Annotated in this window: 14 protein-coding genes and 1 tRNA gene; 9 read left to right on the top strand and 6 right to left on the bottom strand. The window is 62.1% G+C overall.

Annotation, left to right across the window (positions count from 1 at the left end; translation table 11 throughout):
* Nucleotides 1–190: 190 nt before the first annotated feature.
* The 5 genes from ASF34_RS12115 to ASF34_RS12095 form a co-directional block, all read right to left on the bottom strand.
* Nucleotides 191–1,261, bottom strand: coding sequence for an acyltransferase family protein (locus tag ASF34_RS12115; RefSeq protein ID WP_056161342.1), 1,071 nt, complete (start codon nt 1,259–1,261; stop codon nt 191–193).
* A 395-nt stretch (nt 1,262–1,656) separates the two neighbouring features.
* A complete protein-coding gene (locus tag ASF34_RS12110; protein ID WP_018045441.1) occupies nt 1,657–1,875 on the bottom strand; it encodes a SlyX family protein in 219 nt (72 codons plus the stop codon).
* Nucleotides 1,876–1,888: 13 nt separating this feature from the next.
* Nucleotides 1,889–2,638 carry an oxygen-dependent tRNA uridine(34) hydroxylase TrhO gene (gene trhO / locus ASF34_RS12105; RefSeq protein WP_056161340.1) on the bottom strand — a complete coding sequence of 250 codons (750 nt, stop codon included), beginning with the start codon at nt 2,636–2,638 and terminating at the stop codon, nt 1,889–1,891.
* A gap of 28 nt (nt 2,639–2,666) precedes the next feature.
* Nucleotides 2,667–3,677 carry an AprI/Inh family metalloprotease inhibitor gene (locus ASF34_RS12100; RefSeq protein ID WP_056161338.1) on the bottom strand — a complete coding sequence of 337 codons (1,011 nt, stop codon included), beginning with the start codon at nt 3,675–3,677 and terminating at the stop codon, nt 2,667–2,669.
* Nucleotides 3,674–4,642, bottom strand: coding sequence for a 2-hydroxyacid dehydrogenase (locus ASF34_RS12095; RefSeq protein ID WP_056161336.1), 969 nt, complete (start codon nt 4,640–4,642; stop codon nt 3,674–3,676). The genes ASF34_RS12100 and ASF34_RS12095 overlap by 4 nt, the downstream gene beginning before the upstream one ends.
* Nucleotides 4,643–4,913: 271 nt before the next feature.
* Here ASF34_RS12095 and leuC point away from each other — a divergent pair, with 271 nt between their 5' ends.
* The 8 genes from leuC to ASF34_RS12055 all read left to right on the top strand — a co-directional run bounded on the left by leuC (nt 4,914) and on the right by ASF34_RS12055 (nt 17,230).
* Nucleotides 4,914–6,329, top strand: a complete 1,416-nt coding sequence (leuC, locus tag ASF34_RS12090) for a 3-isopropylmalate dehydratase large subunit (RefSeq protein WP_056161335.1) — start codon at nt 4,914–4,916, stop codon at nt 6,327–6,329.
* A gap of 104 nt (nt 6,330–6,433) precedes the next feature.
* A tRNA-Leu gene (locus tag ASF34_RS12085) sits at nt 6,434–6,518 on the top strand.
* 81 nt (nt 6,519–6,599) lie between these two features.
* Nucleotides 6,600–8,315, top strand: a complete 1,716-nt coding sequence (locus ASF34_RS12080) for a tyrosine-type recombinase/integrase (RefSeq protein ID WP_082494157.1) — start codon at nt 6,600–6,602, stop codon at nt 8,313–8,315.
* 642 nt (nt 8,316–8,957) lie between these two features.
* Nucleotides 8,958–9,632, top strand: a complete 675-nt coding sequence (locus ASF34_RS12075) for a recombinase family protein (RefSeq protein WP_056161330.1) — start codon at nt 8,958–8,960, stop codon at nt 9,630–9,632.
* Between the two features lie 1,320 nt (nt 9,633–10,952).
* Nucleotides 10,953–12,308, top strand: coding sequence for a DNA (cytosine-5-)-methyltransferase (gene dcm / locus ASF34_RS12070; protein ID WP_056161328.1), 1,356 nt, complete (start codon nt 10,953–10,955; stop codon nt 12,306–12,308).
* A gap of 7 nt (nt 12,309–12,315) precedes the next feature.
* Entirely contained in the window at nt 12,316–13,872 is a 1,557-nt protein-coding gene (locus tag ASF34_RS12065; RefSeq protein ID WP_056161326.1) for an ATP-binding protein, read from the top strand.
* A gap of 11 nt (nt 13,873–13,883) precedes the next feature.
* Nucleotides 13,884–16,250 (top strand): Z1 domain-containing protein, encoded by a 2,367-nt coding sequence (locus ASF34_RS12060; RefSeq protein ID WP_056161324.1) that lies wholly within the window; start codon nt 13,884–13,886, stop codon nt 16,248–16,250.
* Complete coding sequence (locus ASF34_RS12055) at nt 16,247–17,230, top strand: PD-(D/E)XK motif protein (RefSeq protein ID WP_082494156.1); 984 nt, start codon at nt 16,247–16,249, stop codon at nt 17,228–17,230. Before ASF34_RS12060 ends, ASF34_RS12055 begins: the two co-directional genes overlap by 4 nt.
* Nucleotides 17,231–17,494: 264 nt before the next feature.
* Here the strand turns inward: ASF34_RS12055 and ASF34_RS23775 are convergent, their stop codons facing one another.
* Nucleotides 17,495–17,659, bottom strand: coding sequence for a hypothetical protein (locus ASF34_RS23775; RefSeq protein ID WP_082494155.1), 165 nt, complete (start codon nt 17,657–17,659; stop codon nt 17,495–17,497).
* Between the two features lie 144 nt (nt 17,660–17,803).
* Here ASF34_RS23775 and ASF34_RS22800 point away from each other — a divergent pair, with 144 nt between their 5' ends.
* Nucleotides 17,804–18,241: a hypothetical protein gene (locus ASF34_RS22800; RefSeq protein ID WP_156465712.1), complete on the top strand. Its 438-nt coding sequence runs from the start codon at nt 17,804–17,806 to the stop codon at nt 18,239–18,241.
* Nucleotides 18,242–18,599 lie beyond the last annotated feature (358 nt).

Here is an 18,599-nt window from a genome sequence, read left to right as displayed (position 1 = left end):
ATGGACGACCGGGGGACAAGCGAGTTGGTCGAAGCGTGCGGCGGATCCTTTGCGGAAACCTCGCCCGAGACGTCGAGGTGGATGCCGGTTCGGCGAAGAAGAGCGCGGCACAACAAAGGCCGAGAGATGTGCTCCGACCCGACGTGGTCGGGCGCAGCTCTCGCCGGGCGCACGCTCCGCGCGATTGATCTCAAACGGCCGATACCGCCGTTCGAGGGTGCGCGGAGGCCGGCTCGTGCCAGGACCATTTGCGCCCATATGCGCTGATCGGCGCCTCCACGAGACGCGTCAGAAGCCAGCCTACGGCAACGCAGACCGGCAGGGCCGCGACGGTGACCCCCCATTGCGCCGCCGTTCCGACATCGGGTTTTGTGCCGAGAACAAGCCCGTGCATCAGGCCCAGAACCGGCATGTGCGTCAGGTAGACGGCGTAGGAGGTCGTGCCGAAGAAGCACAGGATCGGCGAACGGAAGCGTATCGCTTCGGGTGCGCCGCGCACGAGGGTCAGGAGAAAGGCGGTGCATCCCAGTGAAACGGCGAGCGGCCCGAAGACTTGAAAAACGATGCATTGTTCGCTGTCCATCAGCTTCAACAGGCACGTGACGAGGAGAAGCAGCGGCGCGGCCAGCCGCAGCGGCAACTCCAGGCGTGCTCCTAAGGTTCGCGGCGAAGCTATCGCGAGTGCGCCGAGCACGCCGCAGATGAGTACGTCGGCTCGGGTGGGCAGGAAGACGAGTGTCGCCATCCGCCAGTCCGGCGCCAAAAGAAGAATGCCTGCCCGAGCGCACACCGCCGCGAGCATGATGATGCAGAGTACTGCAGCGAGGCGGCGACGCGGCACGAGCAGGCACAAGAGTGGCAGCGCAAGGTAGAAGTGCTCTTCGAGGCCCATCGTCCAGGTCGGACCGAGCCACTCATGTCCAACCTCGTTGCGGGCCGCCATGAACACGTTTTGGCTGAAGGTGAGGTAGGACCAGAGCGGGAAGGTCGTGTCGGCGTGTGCCCAGGGCCGATCGACCAAGCCAACGAGACCGAAGATCGCAAGAACGCACAACATGTAGATCGGCAGCGTGCGGCAGGCCCGACGCACGTAGAAGACGGTCAGAAAGTTCCGCGCATGGCTCTTGTCGAGGATCAGCTTGCCGACGAGGTAGCCGCTCAGCACGAAGAACATGTCCACCGCAAGCCAGCCCACCATGAAAACGGAAAGGCCCCTCGGCACTTCGCCGAAGTAATGCGAGATCACAACGAAGATCGTCATGAGACCTCGAAGACCGTCGAGAGCAACCACACGTCGATCAGGGCTGAAAGGGCGGGCGGGATCGCGGCGGCTCATCGTGACAGTCGTCATCGGTTGAGGTGGCTGCATGAAGACTGCCTCGGTGATGAGCTCGTCTACCGCGGAAGCGTCAACGCAGTCTGAAGGCACTCATCAATGGGCAGGGATAGGTGGGGAGGCCTCCCGATCCCCGGGCACATCAGCCGTGTTGGCAACGAACGATGTTCCCGTCGAGTCGACGGTGGAACGTCCACCTTTGAGGTGAAGGCCAGAATCCGGCCGCCCTAGTCCTTCGGGGCGGGACCCGATAACGGCGTCCTGTCACGAGGACCGCGACGCCGGCCTTCCACCGCCGGCCGGAGCGTGTTTGGGGGGCTTCAATAATGCGGCGGGGGCGGTTCCGGGGCGCCGGTGCCGGTGCGGGCGCCGGCCTCCTCGACCTGCTCCACGAGCTTGGCCAGATGCCGCGTCAGGGCATCGATCTGGCGCCATTGCGCGGTGATCGTCGCGTTGAGGTCGTCGATCACCACGTCCTGCTCGGTCAGCCGCATCTCCAGTGCGTCGATGCGGGCCGAGAGCGTATCGTCGTCGGTCATGGCTGGCCCCGCCTCATCGCAATGTCTCGGGATCGTGGTCGGGCCGCTCGACGAGGCCGGGTCCGAGCGCGATGCGGTGGTCGAAGACGAAGCAGTCGCCGCGCCAGCGGCTCTCGACCTCGGGGATCGTCTCGAGATAGCGCAGGATGCCGCCCTCGAGATGGTGGACCGTGCCGAACCCCTTGGCGCGCATGTAGGCCCCGGCCTTCTCGCAGCGGATGCCCCCGGTGCAGAACATCGCCACCGCCGGATGCGCGGCGGGGTCGAGGCCGTCGACATAGGCCCGGAAATCCGAGAACCGCGACAGATGCGGATCGGTGGCCCCCTCGAACGTGCCGAGATTGACCTCGAAGGCGTTGCGGGTGTCGAGGAGGAGCAGGCCCGGCGTATCGAGCAGCGCGTTCCACGCCTCCGGCGGCACGGGAATTCCCGCCTCGCCCGCATCGGTGGCGCCGTCGTCGAAGGTCACGATCTCACGCTTCACCCGCACCTTGAGGTGGCTGAACGGCGCTGCCTCCGCGCTCGAGAGCTTCACGTCGAGATCCCTCAAGCGCTCGCCGAAAAGCGGGCCGTCGCGCAGGTCGGACAGGAGCGTGGCCATGCCGGCCGCGCTGCCAGCGATGGTGCCGTTGATCCCCTCGCGAGCCAGGAGGAGCGTGCCGAGGATGCCGAGTTCCACGCAACGCCGCTCCAACGCGTCGCGCAGGTCTGCGGCGTCGGGCAGGGAAACGAAGCGGTAGAGGGCGGCGACGGTGTAGGGCATCGGCGGCAGGGTCTATCAGGCGTGGCCTTTAGGGGGAACCGCTGGGCGCCCCGCCCTCGATCCGGCGCAGGACGAAGGTGGTGCCGACTTCCGGCTCGCGCCGCCAATGGTTCTCCCCCGCCGGCACCAGCCCCACCACATGGCCGCGCCGTGCCACCAGGGTGAGCCGGCCGGGAGCCGCCAGCCAAGCGGCCGGATCGAAGGTCGTCAGCCCGCTGTCGCGGCAGCCCTCGAGCAGGCGGATCGGGGCGGTCCCACCACCCTCGGCAGGTTTCAGTTCGAGGCGGCAGACGTCCTGCTCGCGGTAGCGGTCGAGGGCATAGACGCCCGCCGTCGGCCGCGGGCCGGCAGGCGTCGCTGCGCTGGTCTGCGCCCCGGTATTCTGGCCCCCTGCCACCGTGGGATCGTCCCGTTCGAGCTTGTACCCGGCGCCGCCATCCGGTGCCGGCGCGGGAGGCGGTGCCATCGCCACGATCTGGAGCGGGACGAGGCTGTAGACCTCGCCCCCCTCGGTCTTGGCCATGAGGCTGCGCCGGTCGTCCCGCGCCTTGAAGATCAGGACCGGCCGGACGTTCTTGTCCACGAGGCGGACCACGCCGTCCACGAACAGCCAGGCGGCGACCTCGTTCAGGATCGGCAGGGCGCGGCGGCACCCGGCGGGAAACGACAGGCGCCGCCCGCCCTCGAAGCTCTGCGACGCGAGGGTCATGACGCAGCGCCGCGTGCTGCCGTCCCGCGACAGGTCCCAGGTGCCGGGAACCCCTTCGATGGTGGGCGGCAGGGTCTCCACGAAGCCGGGGGGCGGGCTCGCCGCGGCGGGCGTCTCCGAGGGGCCGCCGGCGGCGGGGGGCTCCGAAGGTGTCGGGGCGGGCGACGCGGACGGGGGCGCGGTCGGCGTCGAGGGTGTCTGGGGAGCACCCTGAGCCATCCCCTGCCCCCCATTCTGGGTCATAGTCTGGGCCTGCGCCGGACCGGCCAGGGCCGCGATCGTCACCAGGCCGGCGAGAAATCCGGCGCGGGACCGTGCGAGACAAATCATCGGGCTGCTCCGTTCGCCGGCGTTTCCGGCACCGGCGTCAGCGCCCCTCTGCCGGAGAACCAAGAGAGCAGGTTGTCGACCACGAGCCGGCCCATGGCCTCGCGGGTCTGGACGGAGCCCGAGCCCACATGCGGCAGCAGGACCACCCGTTCCAGGCCGAGGAAGGCCTCCGGCACGTGGGGCTCGGCGGCGAAGACATCGAGCCCCGCGCCGTGGATCGCGCCCGATCGCAGGGCCTCGATCAGCGCCGGCTCGTCGACGAGGCTGCCGCGGGCGACGTTGACGACGATCCCGTCGGGGCCGAGGGCGCCGAGGATCTCGGCATTCACGATGCCGTTCGTCTCCGGGCCGCCGGGCGCCACGATCATGAGGACGTCCACCGCCCGCGCCATCTCCAGCAGGGTCGGGTGGAAGGCATAGGCCACGTCCTCCTGCCGGCGGCGGCCGTGATAGGACAGGGTCACGCCGAACCCTTCGAGGCGGCGCGCGATGGCCCGCCCGATCCGGCCGAGGCCGAGGATGCCCACATGCCGGCCGCGCAGGGTCGCCGTGAGCGGGTAGGTCCGCGTGGGCCAGTGCCCGGCGCGCAGGTAGCGGTCCGCCTGCGGAATCTCTCGGATTGTCGCCAGGAGCAGCCCGAGGGCGAGGTCGGCCACCTCGTCGGAGAGCACGTCGGGCGTGTTGGTCACGACGATGCCCCGCTCCGCCGCGGCGCCGACATCGATCGTATCGTAGCCGACGCCGTAACTCGCCACGATCTCGAGATGGGGCAGCCGCTCGAAGAGGGCGCGGTCGACGGGGGCCTGCGCCCCGATCGCCATGGCGCGGATGCGCGGTCCGATCTCGCGATAGAAGGCGTCGGGATCGGGCGCGGTGTCGGCACGGTGGAGGGTGAAGGCGCCAGCCAGCGCCTCCATCACGCTGGGCTGCATCGGCTTCAGGAGCAACAGGTCGGCAGGCTGCATGTCGCGCTCGTCATCCGTCCCCGGAACCGGCCATGGAAGGAGTGGCCATGAGAGGATACGGCTGTAATCCCCCGTCCGGGCAGGGTCCAGCCATGGCGGCGGGGCCGTATCGGCCAAGGCCGCCATGCGGCGCGTGGGCGGCAGTCATGAGCCCGATGCGCCGTGTGCGCCGGCCTACTTCCAAGCGGGCCTTTCGAACATTACTAAAGAGGTCGAGAGTCACATATCCGCCCGCGATCCGATCAACGACGAAAACCGAAACAGCCACGCCATGACTGCCCCGCGCACCCTCTACGACAAGATCTGGGACGACCACGTGGTCGATGTCGAGCCGGACGGCACCAGCCTCCTCTACATCGACCGCCACCTCGTCCACGAGGTGACGAGCCCACAGGCCTTCGAGGGGCTGCGCGTGGCCGGACGGCGCGTGCGCCACCCGGAGAAGACCCTGGCGGTGGTGGACCACAACGTCCAGACCTCGGACCGCCGCTTCGGCATCGAGGATCCGGAGAGCCGCCTCCAGTTGGAGACCCTGGCCGAGAACGTGCGCGATTTCGGCATCGAGTTCTACGATGCCCTCGACCGCCGCCAGGGCATCGTCCACGTCATCGGCCCGGAGCAGGGCTTCACCCTGCCGGGCCAGACCATCGTCTGCGGCGACAGCCACACCTCGACCCACGGCGCGTTCGGGGCGCTGGCGCATGGCATCGGCACCTCGGAGGTGGAGCACGTGCTCGCCACCCAGACGCTGCTGCAGCGCAAGGCCAAGAACATGCGCGTGACCGTGGACGGCATCCTGCCGCCGGGCGTCACCGCCAAGGACATCATCCTCGCCATCATCGGCGAGATCGGCACCGCCGGCGGCACAGGCTACGTCATCGAATATGCCGGCGAGGCGATCCGCGCCCTCTCGATGGAGGGGCGCATGACGATCTGCAACATGTCGATCGAGGGCGGCGCCCGCGCCGGCCTGGTGGCACCGGACGCCATCACCTACGCCTACGTCAAGGACCGCCCCAAGGCCCCCAAAGGCGAGGCGTTCGAGCGGGCTCGCGCCTATTGGGACAGCCTCGCCACCGACGAGGGCGCCTTCTTCGACCGCGAGGTTCGCCTCGACGCCGCGAGCCTGCCGCCCCTGGTGAGCTGGGGCACCAGCCCCGAGGATGTGGTCTCGATCTCCGGCCTCGTGCCCGACCCGGCCGCCATCGCCGACGAGAACAAGCGCCAATCGAAGGCCAAGGCCCTCGACTATATGGGCCTCACGCCGGGCACGAAGATCACCGACATCAGCGTCGACCGGGTCTTCATCGGCTCCTGCACCAACGGCCGCATCGAGGACCTGCGCGCCGTGGCCAAGATGGTGGAAGGCCGCAAGGTCCACCCGTCGGTCTCGGCCATGGTGGTGCCGGGCTCCGGCGTGGTGAAGGCCCAGGCGGAAGCGGAAGGCATCGACCTCATCCTCAAGGAGGCCGGGTTCGACTGGCGCGAGCCGGGCTGCTCCATGTGCCTCGGCATGAATGCCGACCGCCTCAGCCCCAACGAGCGCTGCGCCTCCACCTCGAACCGCAACTTCGAGGGCCGCCAGGGCCATCGCGGGCGCACCCACCTCGTCTCCCCCGCCATGGCCGCCGCCGCCGCCGTGGCCGGCCGCTTCGTCGACATCCGCGAGTGGCGCGGCGAGGCCTGAGCGCCCAGCTTGGGCGGAATCCGCGAAACGGGCCGGAATCGCGATTGACGCGGCCGGCCCGTCCGCCTAAACGAACCTCCGCGTCGGCAAACATCTGCCGACCGGCCCAGGTGGCGGAATTGGTAGACGCGCTGGTTTCAGGTACCAGTCTTGCAAGAGGTGAAGGTTCGAGTCCTTTCCTGGGCACCAAGCGACTTTAAGTCGTTGCTCCGTTGATATTATTGGATTTTTTGGGTCAGACCGGTACACAAAACCGGGTCACACTCCCACATGATCCTCACAATGAAACGGCACGCTACCCGAGCGGATTCGGGACACATCCAGTTCAAGCTTCGTGTTCCAGCTGACGTGGTCCAATTGGTTCGCGGTCGCATCGTCACGGTTGAGCTTCCAGGTTCGGCCGCCGACCCGGCTTGTTTCGTTAGCTTCCGTCTGGGCGAGTTTGCGAAGGTCTCGCTTCGAACACGGGATGCCGCGACAGCCGACGTGCGCCGCCTTGCGATTATCGCCACCCTTTCCAAGCTCTACAGCGCAGTTCGCACGGGTCCGGTGCCCCTTTCTCAGCGTCAGGTCACGGCACTGGCAGGCGAATGCTACCGGCATCTGATAGCCGAGTATGGCGACGATCCGGGCACGCCTCAGGAATGGGAAAGCTGGAAAGCCTTCACTAGAGCGGCGCTTGAAGGCCGGATAGATGGCGTCCCTCCCATAGCACTGACCAGCCGAACCGATGAGCAGGGTGCGGCCTACATCATCTTCGGTGCCCATGATGGTTCGGCCCTCACCCTGGGCGTCAACGAGCTTCCCAGAACTAATGAGACGGAAGCTCTAGAACAGCGTTGCGGCAGGTTGGCGTACTGGACCCTTGGGCGGCACGGGATCGAAGTCGATAGTCGAACCCACCTCGCCTTGTTGCAGGAGATCGCTCGGGCAGCGTTGCAGGCCGGATGGCAGTTGAAGCGCCACGCGTCAGGTGATTTCAGGCCGGACCCGGATGCGTTGAGGTTTCCTCCCTTCCAAGAGAGAGTGTCCGGCATCACCCTGTCCAACCTTTTCGAACGTTGGGAGCGGGAGACCAAACCATCGGGCTCCACCGTCACCACATGGCGGGGAATCATCTCGTCCCTCAAGGGTAGCGTCGGCCATGAGTACGCGGCCCGTATCACCGACCATGACGTGGTGAAGTGGAAAGATTCGCGTGTTGCCGCCGGTCGGTCGTCTAAGACCGTGAATGACTCCGATCTCGCCTGCATTCGAGCGCTGTATCGGTTCGCCCTTGCCAACAAGCTCGTCCCAACGAACCCTGCCGATGGCATAAGGGTCTCGGCCAAAGCCAAGGCGGGGACATCGAAGCTCCCTTACACCGATGATGAGATTGCAAGGCTGCTACAAGCGGCGGAACGCGAGACGCTGGCCTACCGCCGGTGGCTTCCCCTGCTTCTCGTCACGACAGGCGCAAGGGTCGGCGAGATGGCTCAGCTATCAGGGGATCGTGTGCGGACTGTGGATGGTGTGCCCTGCATCGTCATCGAACCGGCTTCCGATGGCGGGAGCTTGAAGAATGCGACGAGTGAGCGGACGATTCCAATGCATCCCGTCCTGCTTGAGAGCGGCTTCCTCGACTTCGTGAAGGAGAAGGGCGAGAGCCCGTTGTTCTATGGCCGAGCGACAACAACCTCCGCGCGCCACGCCAGCGTCGGCCCTCGCAACCATCTATCTTCGTGGATACGAGAGCTTCGCGGTTTCGATGATGACCGCAAGAGTCCGGCTCATGCTACGAGGCATTGGTGGAAGTCGAAGGCCAGCAGGATCGGTCTATCCGACTCCGTAGCTGATCATATCCAGGGCCATGCGGCAGCCTCTGTAGCTGGACGGTATCGGCACTTCGGGCTTGAGCAGCTTGCCGCAGAAATCGCCAGGATGCCCGTTCCATCCGTCGCTAATGAACTTGATAGTACTATGCCAGTCCCCCCAATGACGCCTTAGACTTCGGTTGAGGTTGGTCCGCCGAGGGGCTCAGTTGCGGACTCGGCTTCGGCTGTTCGATGGTAACGAGCCTGCCAGTACGCGGGTCGAAAATACGTATCATCCAACTCGTCCTGTTCTCCTGTCACTGAGGAACCGAGGTCGATGCCTAAAAGCTCCCGTACCTAAATGACCCACTCGGATAGGCGGGGCCGTTATAGTTGGCGCGGATGATCTCCAGATTGGACACGGCCGATGGCCTTCATGTCCGCATTAATCGACTAGACCCGAGCTTCTAAAGCGCTTTGCTTCGCGGTTAGAGATGTGATCTGGTCTTCGCCGTTTACCTGGGTATCTAAGTTGTTCGTGCTCTATAGCTTTCATCATCCATTGGCTATTCCTTTTGGGGGTGGAAGAATGTAAATCCGAACAAAAATAGTACAACTACTGTTATGGTCGGCCGACCAGGGCGGCTATCTGTTACAAAAAAGACACTACCCCCTCTTTCTTCTTCGATGCATAATATGCTAGTCGTGGGAGTGAAGGTCTGATACTGGACGAATATTATTAGGGAGCCGTGCGGATACCGCTTGCCAATACCTATGACCCTGTTACATTCCAATCAACGAGCGTAGGTTGACTTGTCACACGGGCGGATCAGGCATGGTTCAGGGCAAGTTCGTCGTCTACACGCGAGTATCGACCAAGCGGCAGGGTGATAGCGGCTTGGGTCTTGAGGCTCAACGCCAAGCTGTGTCAGTCTATCTCAACGGAGGCGACTGGCAGGTGTGCGGCGAGTTCACTGAAACGGAGTCAGGCAAGGGCGACTCGAACCGTCCGCAGCTACAGGCAGCAATCAAGGCGTGCCGCATCTATGGAGCCAAGCTTCTTATTGCGAAGTTTGACCGCCTTTCTCGTGATGCGGGCTTCCTCCTGGGCCTGGAGAAGACCGGCATCGAGTTCGTCGCCGCTGACAACCCACATGCTAATCGTATGACCATCGGCATCATGGCTGTTGTGGCAGACGAGGAGAGGCGCACCATCTCGGCCAGGACGAAAGCTGCGCTACAGGCAGCGAAGGCGCGAGGCGTCCGCTTGGGTGGTGATCGGGGTGTCACCCTCTCAGCAGAGGCCAAGGCAAAAGGAACAGCAGTTTCCAAGGCTAAGGCGAATGACCGTGCATCCGACCTGTCTGGCGTCATCGAGGAGATTAAGGGGGCTGGTGCCGTCAGTCTGCGCGATATTGCAGCAGCCTTAAATGCCCGTAGCGTGCCGACTGTCCGAGGCGGATCATGGAGTGCCGTACAGGTGTCACGTGTTATGGCGAGGCGAGTTTGAAGGGCCGATCAGATATCACAACCTGGGCAATATAATTGCCTGATAAATAGGCAGTAATTCAGGCGCCCTAGATTTGATGGTGTGGCCTCGGTTCCGTAGGGAAACAAGGAATTTATTTGTCTGTATCTGGGATTATAAGAGATAAATAATAATATCTCTTTTTGTTTCTGCCCGGTCGGACCTGGGCGGGTTTGAAGGCTTCCTGTGTGAGCACAAGCTTGTCGTGGTGTGTCTTCTATGCATCAGCACAGCAGGTGGCAGGAGGTCTCGCCTTCCATGGTGGGAAGGTCTCTCTCCTTTATGAGTCTGCTCTCTCATGGTGGGTTGGTGGCGACGGCCCCCGGATGCATGAGGGCAAGGCTCCACCTCCGCTTACTCCCCCCGTCTCCAAGGAATCCCTTGGGTGTAGGATGCGGTAGAGGGATAATGCTTCCGTTCCCGTATAGCCCGCATATCCGTATCGTGGACCAGTCGCTCCCCCTCCCTGATCGTTGCCGGGACAGCATGGCGCTGACTGCGCCTGAGGGCATCGTTGTGCGGGTTATCTCTCAGCCTGCATCGGGCAGTCGAGGCGTCGGAGTCATTCTCCTTGAAGGAGAAATCTAGTTCCGCCGGGAAATGTCTGGTTTGTAAGGGGTGCCAGCACCCTAACGGTTATCATGGCGGCCCTGGAAGGCCCGAAGCGGAGGATCACCGGAAAGAGACCGCTTCTGTTTGTGCATGGGGCGGTGAGGTAGGTGGCGGGAACCTACGAGCAGACCCACCTACTAATCTCTTGTCGCACCGCCCACATGGCAACGCATGAGCATCCTGTGGATAACTCATATGTGCTCGTTTTGTTCTCGCATATTTCATGATTTAATGCAACAACAGGCGGTTTTAGCGTCAATATGTCGCGGATATGGGCGGCTAATGGCACGGAGATTGAGGCCACCAGTTGCGTCGTGGATGGGCTCAAGCGCAATCGGCCGAGGCTAGGTCGCCCAGAGACGGGTCTTCCACGATCTTGATTAATTCTTGTCGACCTCGTCGTCGCTATCGATAAGGAGCATGCCGCTCTCAAGCTCCGGGATCTTCTCAGGCTTCTTTCCCTTGGTGGGCGTCTTCAGCACGTTATGGAGCGCTGGAGGGGCCGTATGGGGGCTGGGCGATGCGTGAACGCAACGCTCTGAAAGTTGTGCGCCGCTCATTGAGGGTGATGACTTTACCCCGGTGTCAGAATCCCGTCATGATGCAACCCAATGGACCGGCATTAGAGCCTGAGAATTGTAGGGACGGGAACAAACATGCCACACGGACACCGGATAGGATGCGTCAGGCATGCCTAATGCATCCCTGACCGAGGAGGCCGTGCTAGATGCTTCGTCACGCCTCCGATTTATTGACCTATTCGCCGGCCTCGGTGGATTCCATCAAGCACTTTCATCATTAGGGTCTAAGTGCGTATTTGCATGTGAAGCAAACCAAGCACTTGCGGAGCTTTATCAAAAAAACTTTGGGATATTGCCTCACGGTGATATTCGATTAGTTGATCCCAAGAACGTTCCCCCACATGATATTCTCTGCGCTGGTTTTCCGTGTCAGAACTTTTCTAAGGCAGGCGACCAGCTAGGCCTCAACTGCCCGCAATATGGTGATCTGGTCGGGTACATTCTGGAAATTCTGCATCATCATAAGCCACGTCTGTTGATCATGGAGAATGTGCCGAACCTCATGCGGCATCTCGGAGGCGAAACTTGGCGTCAGATACGCGCGCAGTTAGTGGCGGTGGGTTACGACATCTCCGAGGAGCGTTTGTCCCCTGAGATGTTCGGGGTGCCGCAGACGCGTGAACGCTGCTTCATTGTAGGTCGGCGGGTGAGTCTCGGCTCGTTTAAATGGCCAACAGGACGCGCCTACGAGGATCTCTCGGTACGCTCAGTGCTGGATGTAAATCCCACAGAGGCACGGTACCTCGAGCCGCGCTTCATTGATTACTTGACGGCCTGGGAGGATCTAATTCGCTCCTTGCCTCCACACGAAGTGCTTCCGAGTTGGCCGATGTGGGCCATGGAGTGGGGTGCGACGTACCCTTACATTGACTCGACGCCTTACTCTCAAGGCTTTCGAGGTCTTACGAAGTATAATGGTGCACTTGGGCGCAGCATGTCTTGGATGCTTGCTGACCAAGTCGCGGCTGCGCTGCCTTCCTACGCCCGTGAGCAATCTAGCCGGTTTCCAGCGTGGAAGATCGAGTTCATCCGTAAGAACCGCGAATTCTATAGGCGGAACCAGCAGCTGATCGATAGTTGGATGCCGCGGATCGCGGATTTCGCACCGAGTTTCCAGAAGCTTGAGTGGAACTGCAGAGACGAGGAGCGGAGCGTCTGGAACAAGCTCATCCAGTTCCGCGCATCCGGCATCCGTGTGAAGTCCCCGCGCCGCGCGCCATCCCTTGTGGCAATGACAACGAGCCAGGTCCCGGTGGTGGCGTGGGAGCGGCGGTACATGACCGAGCGCGAGTGCAGCCGCCTCCAGAGTATGGGTAGCCTTGAGCACCTACCGAGCACGAAGTCCGCGGCGTTCAAGGCGCTTGGAAACGCTGTGAACGTCGAGGTGGTAAAGGCCATCGCGCGGGCGCTGATCGATTCGGATTCAGCTCCAGAACCAAGCCATCTCGAGACTCTTGCAGCCTAGGTGACCAGTGGCTGAACGTGCAGGACGCCTCCAGACAATCAGCATACGGCCGGGCATCAAGATCCTCGGCTCCCTGCGCCACCTAAACTATCGCGCCTGGTTCGCCCTGGCGGAGTTCGTCGACAACGCCCTCCAGAGCTTCCTGACTAACCGCGAGCGGTTAATCGCGGTTGGCGCGCGGCCGCAGCTTACCGTGAAGATAGAGGTACAATCGGATGCACCGGGCCGCATCTCGATCAGAGACAATGCCGCGGGTATCTCCGAGGCTGATTTCGAGCGCGCCTTCAGGCCTGCCGAGGTCCCGCCGGACGCGTCAGGGCTCAGTGAGTTCGGCATGGGCATGAAGAGCGCTTCATGCTGGTTTGCGAGCCGCTGGGAGGTAAAGACAAGTGCACTCGGCGAGCCTACGCAAAGAATTGTTCGCTTCGACGTTGCGAAGATTGTCGCCGAGAATCTTGATGAGCTCGACGTTGAGACAATGCCGTGCCCTCCAGACAATCACTTCACCGAGGTCATCCTGGAGGATCTGCACGTCCAAGTCGCCGGAAGGACACTTGGCAAAGTCAGGGACCACCTGCGAGACATATACAGGTGCTACCTGCGCGACGGGACGCTTGATCTCTGGGTCGGTGGCGTGAAGCTCTCTTACCGCGCGCCCGAGATCCTTTCGGCGCCCTACTACAGGGAACCGGCCGGCCCAGCTGTCACCTGGAAAAAAGATGTTAACATCGACCTCGGCGGAGGGCAGCGAGCACATGGGTTCGCGGCCCTGCGCAGGGAAGGCAAGGGAGCTGAGGCTGGCTTCGCACTGTTCCGTAGGAACCGCCTGATCCAGGGGAGCGCTGATGAGGGCTGGAAGCATCCAGAGGTATTCGGGAGCCCCAACAGCTACCGACATCAGCGCCTGTTCGGCGAGCTTCATCTTGAGGGCTTCGACGTCAGCCATACCAAGGATGGCTTCCGTTGGGCGGACGAGGATGCATTCGCACAACTCCTTGCCGAGGAACTCGATGGCGGCGAAATCCAGATCTTGCGACAAGGAGAGGGGCACAGGCAGAATGCGCCGCGGCCAGCCATGCAGCGCAGCGCTATCTCGGCGGTCTCATCCACGGCCGATGACATGCGGGGCAACCTGGAGGGGGCAATGCCCCCAGCCGCGCAGCAGGCCGCGGTTCCCGAGCCGGCATCCTGCACAACTCCTTGCGCGAGTCCGGTCTTGGCGTTGGCCGGTACCGAGTTGCCCTTCGATTTCCAGGGTTCGCGCTGGACCGTCGTCGTCAAGGTGGCTGAGGACGAGGGTCTGGGCGAGTGGCTCGTGGTCAGGGATGCCGAACTCGTCCGCGCTGGCGTAGGTGGCCGGCGGCTCGAGATCGAACTCTCAAGCCGCCACCCGTTCATGACCCGCTTCGCACAAAGAGAGCCGGAAGTCATGCAGGCGCTTGTGCGCGTAGCGGCATCGCTCGGCATCGCTGAGGCCCTGCTCCGGAGCCTCGGAAGAGAGAGCCCATCAGCTATCCGTCGCACGGCCAACGAACTGCTGCGCGACGTATTCAGTACCCTCTAGCGACAGTCATCATGACCGATCAGACCCCTATCGCCGCAGTTACGCTCGACGTGGACACACGCATGCTCCCGGAGGACATGCAATGGGAGCCGGATCCAACTGGGCCTGAACTGACAAGCCTGTTGGCAAATAAGCTCGCTGATAAGCCAGAAGCCCAGGCGCAGGTCTCGCAGGCAACTCGCGCGATTCTGGGCCGCGGGCTACCACCAGGACAAGCCGGATCAGACACGGGGCTCATCGTCGGCTACGTTCAAAGCGGAAAAACGCTCTCCTTTACCGCTGTCATGGCGATGGCTCGGGATAATGGCTTCCAGTTGGTTGTGGTGCTCGCCGGATCCTCGGCGCAGCTAGCAGATCAATCCCAGAGAAGAATTCGTGAGGACTTGAAGATCGGAACGGACGGCCGCCGCGCATGGGCACCGTACCACAATCCTAAGGTCACAGACGCTTCCGGTATTGAAGGATTGCTGGACAAGTGGCGCGACCCCCATGTCCCACCGCGGCAGCGCCAGACGGTCATCATCACAGTGATGAAGCAGCACACGCATCTGAGGCATTTAACCCGGCTATTGCAGCGGCTCGACCTGACGGGCGTCTCCGCTCTCATCATCGATGATGAGGCAGACCAAGCGAGCCTTAATACTCAAGCGAGGCGATCAGCTCAGCTCCAACTTCAGCGTGCGCGACAGAGCACGACCTACGCTAGGCTAATGGACCTGCGGGGCGCTCTGCCCGCGCATACTTATCTTCAGTACACCGCTACCCCCCAGGCGCCTCTACTCATCAATATCATCGACAGCCTCTCAGCGCGGTGGGTTGACGTCCTTCAGCCTGGCGCTGGCTACACCGGTGGGATCACGTTCTTCGGGCCAGCGAGAAACCGTGGCCAAGCTACCCCATTGCCTCTGAGGCCACTCCAGCATGAGCGGATCGTACGCAGAATACCGGCAGGGGAGATACCAACACCCACGGCTCCCCTAGTCGCTGTTCCACCGACACTCGAGTACGCCCTACGCCTCTTCATGGTGGGTGTTGCTGCAGCCTGTGCGCGGGGGGATACCGACGGCAAAAACCGCTCGATGCTCGTGCATCCATCAGTCAAGACCGCAGATCACCAAGTTTACTTGAACTGGATCAACGACCTCTTTCACGACTGGAGATCAACATTCAGGCGAAATGACGCCGACCGAAGCGCCGCGGACACGCTAGCAGATACCTTCCGGGCTGCCTACGATGACCTCGCGGTGACGGTAAGCAGCGGCATGCCGTCCTTCGAGAGTGTGAGGGCACACTTCAGAGTTGCATTCAATGACACGGACATGAAGGAGGTAAATCGACGGCAAGGAGAGGCCGTGATCATCGACTGGAGCCAGCGTTACGGATGGATCCTAGTTGGGGGCCAAGCAATGGACCGCGGGTTCACCGTTGAAGGATTGACGGTCACATACATGCCGCGCGGGCTAGGTGGAGGTAACGCTGACACCATGCAGCAGCGTGCCCGGTTCTTCGGCTATAAGGAGCCATATCTCGGATATTGCAGGGTATTCCTGGAGCAAGGGGTTAACTTCGGGTTTGAGGATTACGTCGAGCATGAAGAATTCATGCGCAGGGAGCTTCTGCGAGTGAGGGACCAGCGGGAGCCTCTGAGTGACTGGCCACGCAGGTTCGTCCTCGACCCCAACCTGAAACCTTGTCGGGACGACGTCCTGAGAGACGCCTACAGCCGCAGCTTTGCCGATCCCGACGGGTGGATCACGACACAGGCATTTCTCGGCAATCTGGGGTTCGAGGAGCACAACCGAGATGTGGTGGACGGATTCGTAGCTTCGCACCAGTGGCATCAGGACACTGGCCATGTGAGCCGGACCGACGCGCAGAAGCACCTCATCACCGATCCACTTCCTCTCCGTGAAGTCGTCGAGGAATTGACCGCGCGCTTCCGGCTACGCGACCCGAGTGAGATCAGCAGCTGGACGAGCCTGAATGCGGAGCTGGGGAACCTACTTGAGCAAGATAGCGACGCGCGGGCGGTTGTTGTGCTCATGAGCGGGGGGCGGTCTCGCGAACGTGGGACCAAGCAAACTGGCCGTGTGAAGCAGTTCTTCCAGGGCGAGGCTCCGGTGCAGCCGGTAGCCGCACGCGGCTCTGTGTATCCTGGTGACCGAGCAATCTACAACGATCGGTGCGTGACGGTACAAGTGCACCGCCTTGACCTTACGCGCGCAAAGGATCTGGAAGTCAGGCGTCCGAGGCGGCAGGACCTTGAAATCATTGCTCGCAACGTGCCGTTCCTCGCCGTGAAGTTTCCGTCCGGTGGCGTTCGTCCTACAGTCACGCAGCGGCAGCCAGAGCAGAGCGATGACGGAGTTGGCGCTTGATCGCCGAAGTTCTCCATACGCTGTTCACGCGGCTGTCCGCTGAGGGCGGCAGGCCAGGAGCCGCGTTCTCGGCTCTGCCCCTGCCGGGATATGCTGGCCATATGGTGGCGCTCTCCGCAGCAGGCAGGCCAAGCCTCCTTCTTTGCACCGCCGCTGGCGGCCCGCGCCCTCCGGATATACGCCTATCTGGGCTAACTGCTTCATTCGACGTGGCGTGCTCGATAGCTGTCGGTGATGAGGGGCCTGAAGAGCGGCGGATTAGCGTCATCGAGTGCGTCGCTGATCCGGATGCCTTGCCACTCTTCACTGAGACGGCGGGGAGCTTCCTGCGGCTCCTCGGCGCGCGGCCGACCATGGCGGAAGCGGCGCACGCAGTAGCAAGGTTTGCCTCGATCTTCTCAGCCCTGGGGCGGTCCTCAAGGCAAAGCGTGACCGGCCTCATCGGAGAACTGATGCTGCTGTTGCTCGCTTCAGACGCAGAGCAAGCAATCAGCAATTGGCGGATTTCTCCAACCGACAGCTTTGACTTCGCCGGCGCGGACGCCCGTGTCGAGTGCAAGGCGACATCCATGCAGTTTCGCCTGCACTCCTTTTCGTGGGAGCAGTGCCACCCTCCAGAGGGCGTCGCTCTTGTCGCATCGTTTAGGGTCGAGGCGGCTGGGGGCGGCACAAGCGTCGGCAACTTGCTTCAGCGCATTGAGGACCGCCTGCCATCAGCGCCTAACGCTGCTGTTCGACTTAGAGAGACGGTTGCCTCAACTATGGGGCAATCCCTTCCAGCGGCTCTCGACGCAACGTTCGACGAGCCGATGTGCCGTGAAAGTCTGCAGTGGTTCGACCTACGGGATATACCTGCGATCAGGGGGGACCTCCCACCGGGTGTCAGTGGCCTCCGGTTTCAATCCGACTTGTCGCAAGCGTCAGCCGTTTCCCCAGTCTTGCTTCAAGGCACGTCGCTTCAAGGGCTAATGCCAGGTTAGTGCGTCGGCAGGATGTCAGCAGTCTGTTTCTCCACTTTGACATCTATCCATATTGTTGAGCCAAGAAAATATAGTAAGCTTCTTTCTATAGATTCAAGGTCGCGCAATTCGCTTTCCTATAATAAAAGTGCCTTGCTGCCAAAATCCATAAGACCGACTGTATTGTGAGCATTGCTTTCCACGTTGCGCGAGCTTAGGGTGCTAATAACCCTGTTGTTTGCGCGGAAGAGTAGCAGGGCGACAGCTCGGAGCGGGGTGCTGGTGCTAGAAGCAACCATGCACGAAGATAACTCTTTGCTTTCCTGGAAAGGTGAGATTAGACCTGCCAGAGAGATCCTTTCTGTGTAGGCGGAAACGGTAACCTAGCTTGTGGGTAAGTCGCCTAGCGGCAAGCTCCGTCTTTGTGTTTATGCTGCGAACGGCCGACATTGCTCGACATCTAGGTTCAGCTACGTTGTCGCAGGGCAAGCGCTTCGCCTCTTTCCAAATCAATTTGCCCAGCGGCCTGACGTGTGTCTGGGTGATTAAGCGAGCAGAGTTCCTTAAATGCCCATAAGCGCGGACGTTATGGAGTTGGTGACGATCCTCAATAACGAAGGCTTTGAGGTGCTCGCTGGAGAATTACTAAGCGAGATCGGCCTCGGTCGTGAAGTGCGCGAACCGGGAGATTTCGGCGCCCCTCCGGATGACACCCACGCTCAAGATCCGCTTGTTGATCTCCCTACGCGCCGCGAGGCTATCCCCGGCGACGAGCAACTTGGACATGCCGTGCGTCTCATTCGGCTTCGGTTAGTTGAGCCGGTACGCCGGCTTGCTGAGGCTGAGCGCATCGCAGGCCGTATTCAAGACTCAATGGAACCATCAGACAAAGGCTCGTCAGTTCGTGTCGCGTTCATACCAGTTGCGGACGGAGATCCAGAGGAATCTATCCGAAAAGTTCCGGCTGGCGACCAAGAGGACGCAGACGAGCTTGCTCGTATTCTTGCCGCGATCTCGCCGGAGGCCGAGTAGCTAATGCCGTTAGATCCAGCACTTGTCACCCAGCTTCGGTCGATGCTGGCGCGCTACCGTGTCGCCCATGGCATTGCGGCGGTGCCGAACGGGCCCGGAAAGGCACTGGAGGCTTGGGTTTTGATGCGCTTGGCGGACAAAGCCCGCCTTTCAAACAAATGGAACGTGACCTTAAGACGAGCCGATGAAACGCCTCTGCCAACCGGAGCCAGCTTCGGCCTACCGGTATCCCAGTCCGGGATCCCGCAATCTCATCCCACGGGCCGGTGCCACGTTCTTATGGAAAGGAAGAGCGATAGCTTTTCGCTGGAATTGCATGGAAGCCTCCAGTGGATGGGCCGAAGCAACGCAACGCACG

The sequence above is a fragment of the Methylobacterium sp. Leaf106 genome (assembly GCF_001422895.1).
Taxonomy (GTDB): Bacteria; Pseudomonadota; Alphaproteobacteria; order Rhizobiales; family Beijerinckiaceae; genus Methylobacterium; species Methylobacterium bullatum.
This window is presented reverse-complemented; position numbering and strand designations above follow the sequence as displayed.

Excerpts from the sequence above, each read along its gene's own strand:
- ASF34_RS12115 (WP_056161342.1), bottom strand. The coding sequence starts at position 1,261 with ATGACGATCTTCGTTGTGATCTCGCATTACTTCGGCGAAGTGCCGAGG.
- ASF34_RS12110 (WP_018045441.1), bottom strand. The coding sequence starts at position 1,875 with ATGACCGACGACGATACGCTCTCGGCCCGCATCGACGCACTGGAGATG.
- trhO (WP_056161340.1), bottom strand. The coding sequence starts at position 2,638 with ATGCCCTACACCGTCGCCGCCCTCTACCGCTTCGTTTCCCTGCCCGAC.
- ASF34_RS12100 (WP_056161338.1), bottom strand. The coding sequence starts at position 3,677 with ATGATTTGTCTCGCACGGTCCCGCGCCGGATTTCTCGCCGGCCTGGTG.
- ASF34_RS12095 (WP_056161336.1), bottom strand. The coding sequence starts at position 4,642 with ATGCAGCCTGCCGACCTGTTGCTCCTGAAGCCGATGCAGCCCAGCGTG.
- leuC (WP_056161335.1), top strand. The coding sequence starts at position 4,914 with ATGACTGCCCCGCGCACCCTCTACGACAAGATCTGGGACGACCACGTG.
- ASF34_RS12080 (WP_082494157.1), top strand. The coding sequence starts at position 6,600 with ATGATCCTCACAATGAAACGGCACGCTACCCGAGCGGATTCGGGACAC.
- ASF34_RS12075 (WP_056161330.1), top strand. The coding sequence starts at position 8,958 with ATGGTTCAGGGCAAGTTCGTCGTCTACACGCGAGTATCGACCAAGCGG.
- dcm (WP_056161328.1), top strand. The coding sequence starts at position 10,953 with ATGCCTAATGCATCCCTGACCGAGGAGGCCGTGCTAGATGCTTCGTCA.
- ASF34_RS12060 (WP_056161324.1), top strand. The coding sequence starts at position 13,884 with ATGACCGATCAGACCCCTATCGCCGCAGTTACGCTCGACGTGGACACA.
- ASF34_RS23775 (WP_082494155.1), bottom strand. The coding sequence starts at position 17,659 with ATGTCGGCCGTTCGCAGCATAAACACAAAGACGGAGCTTGCCGCTAGG.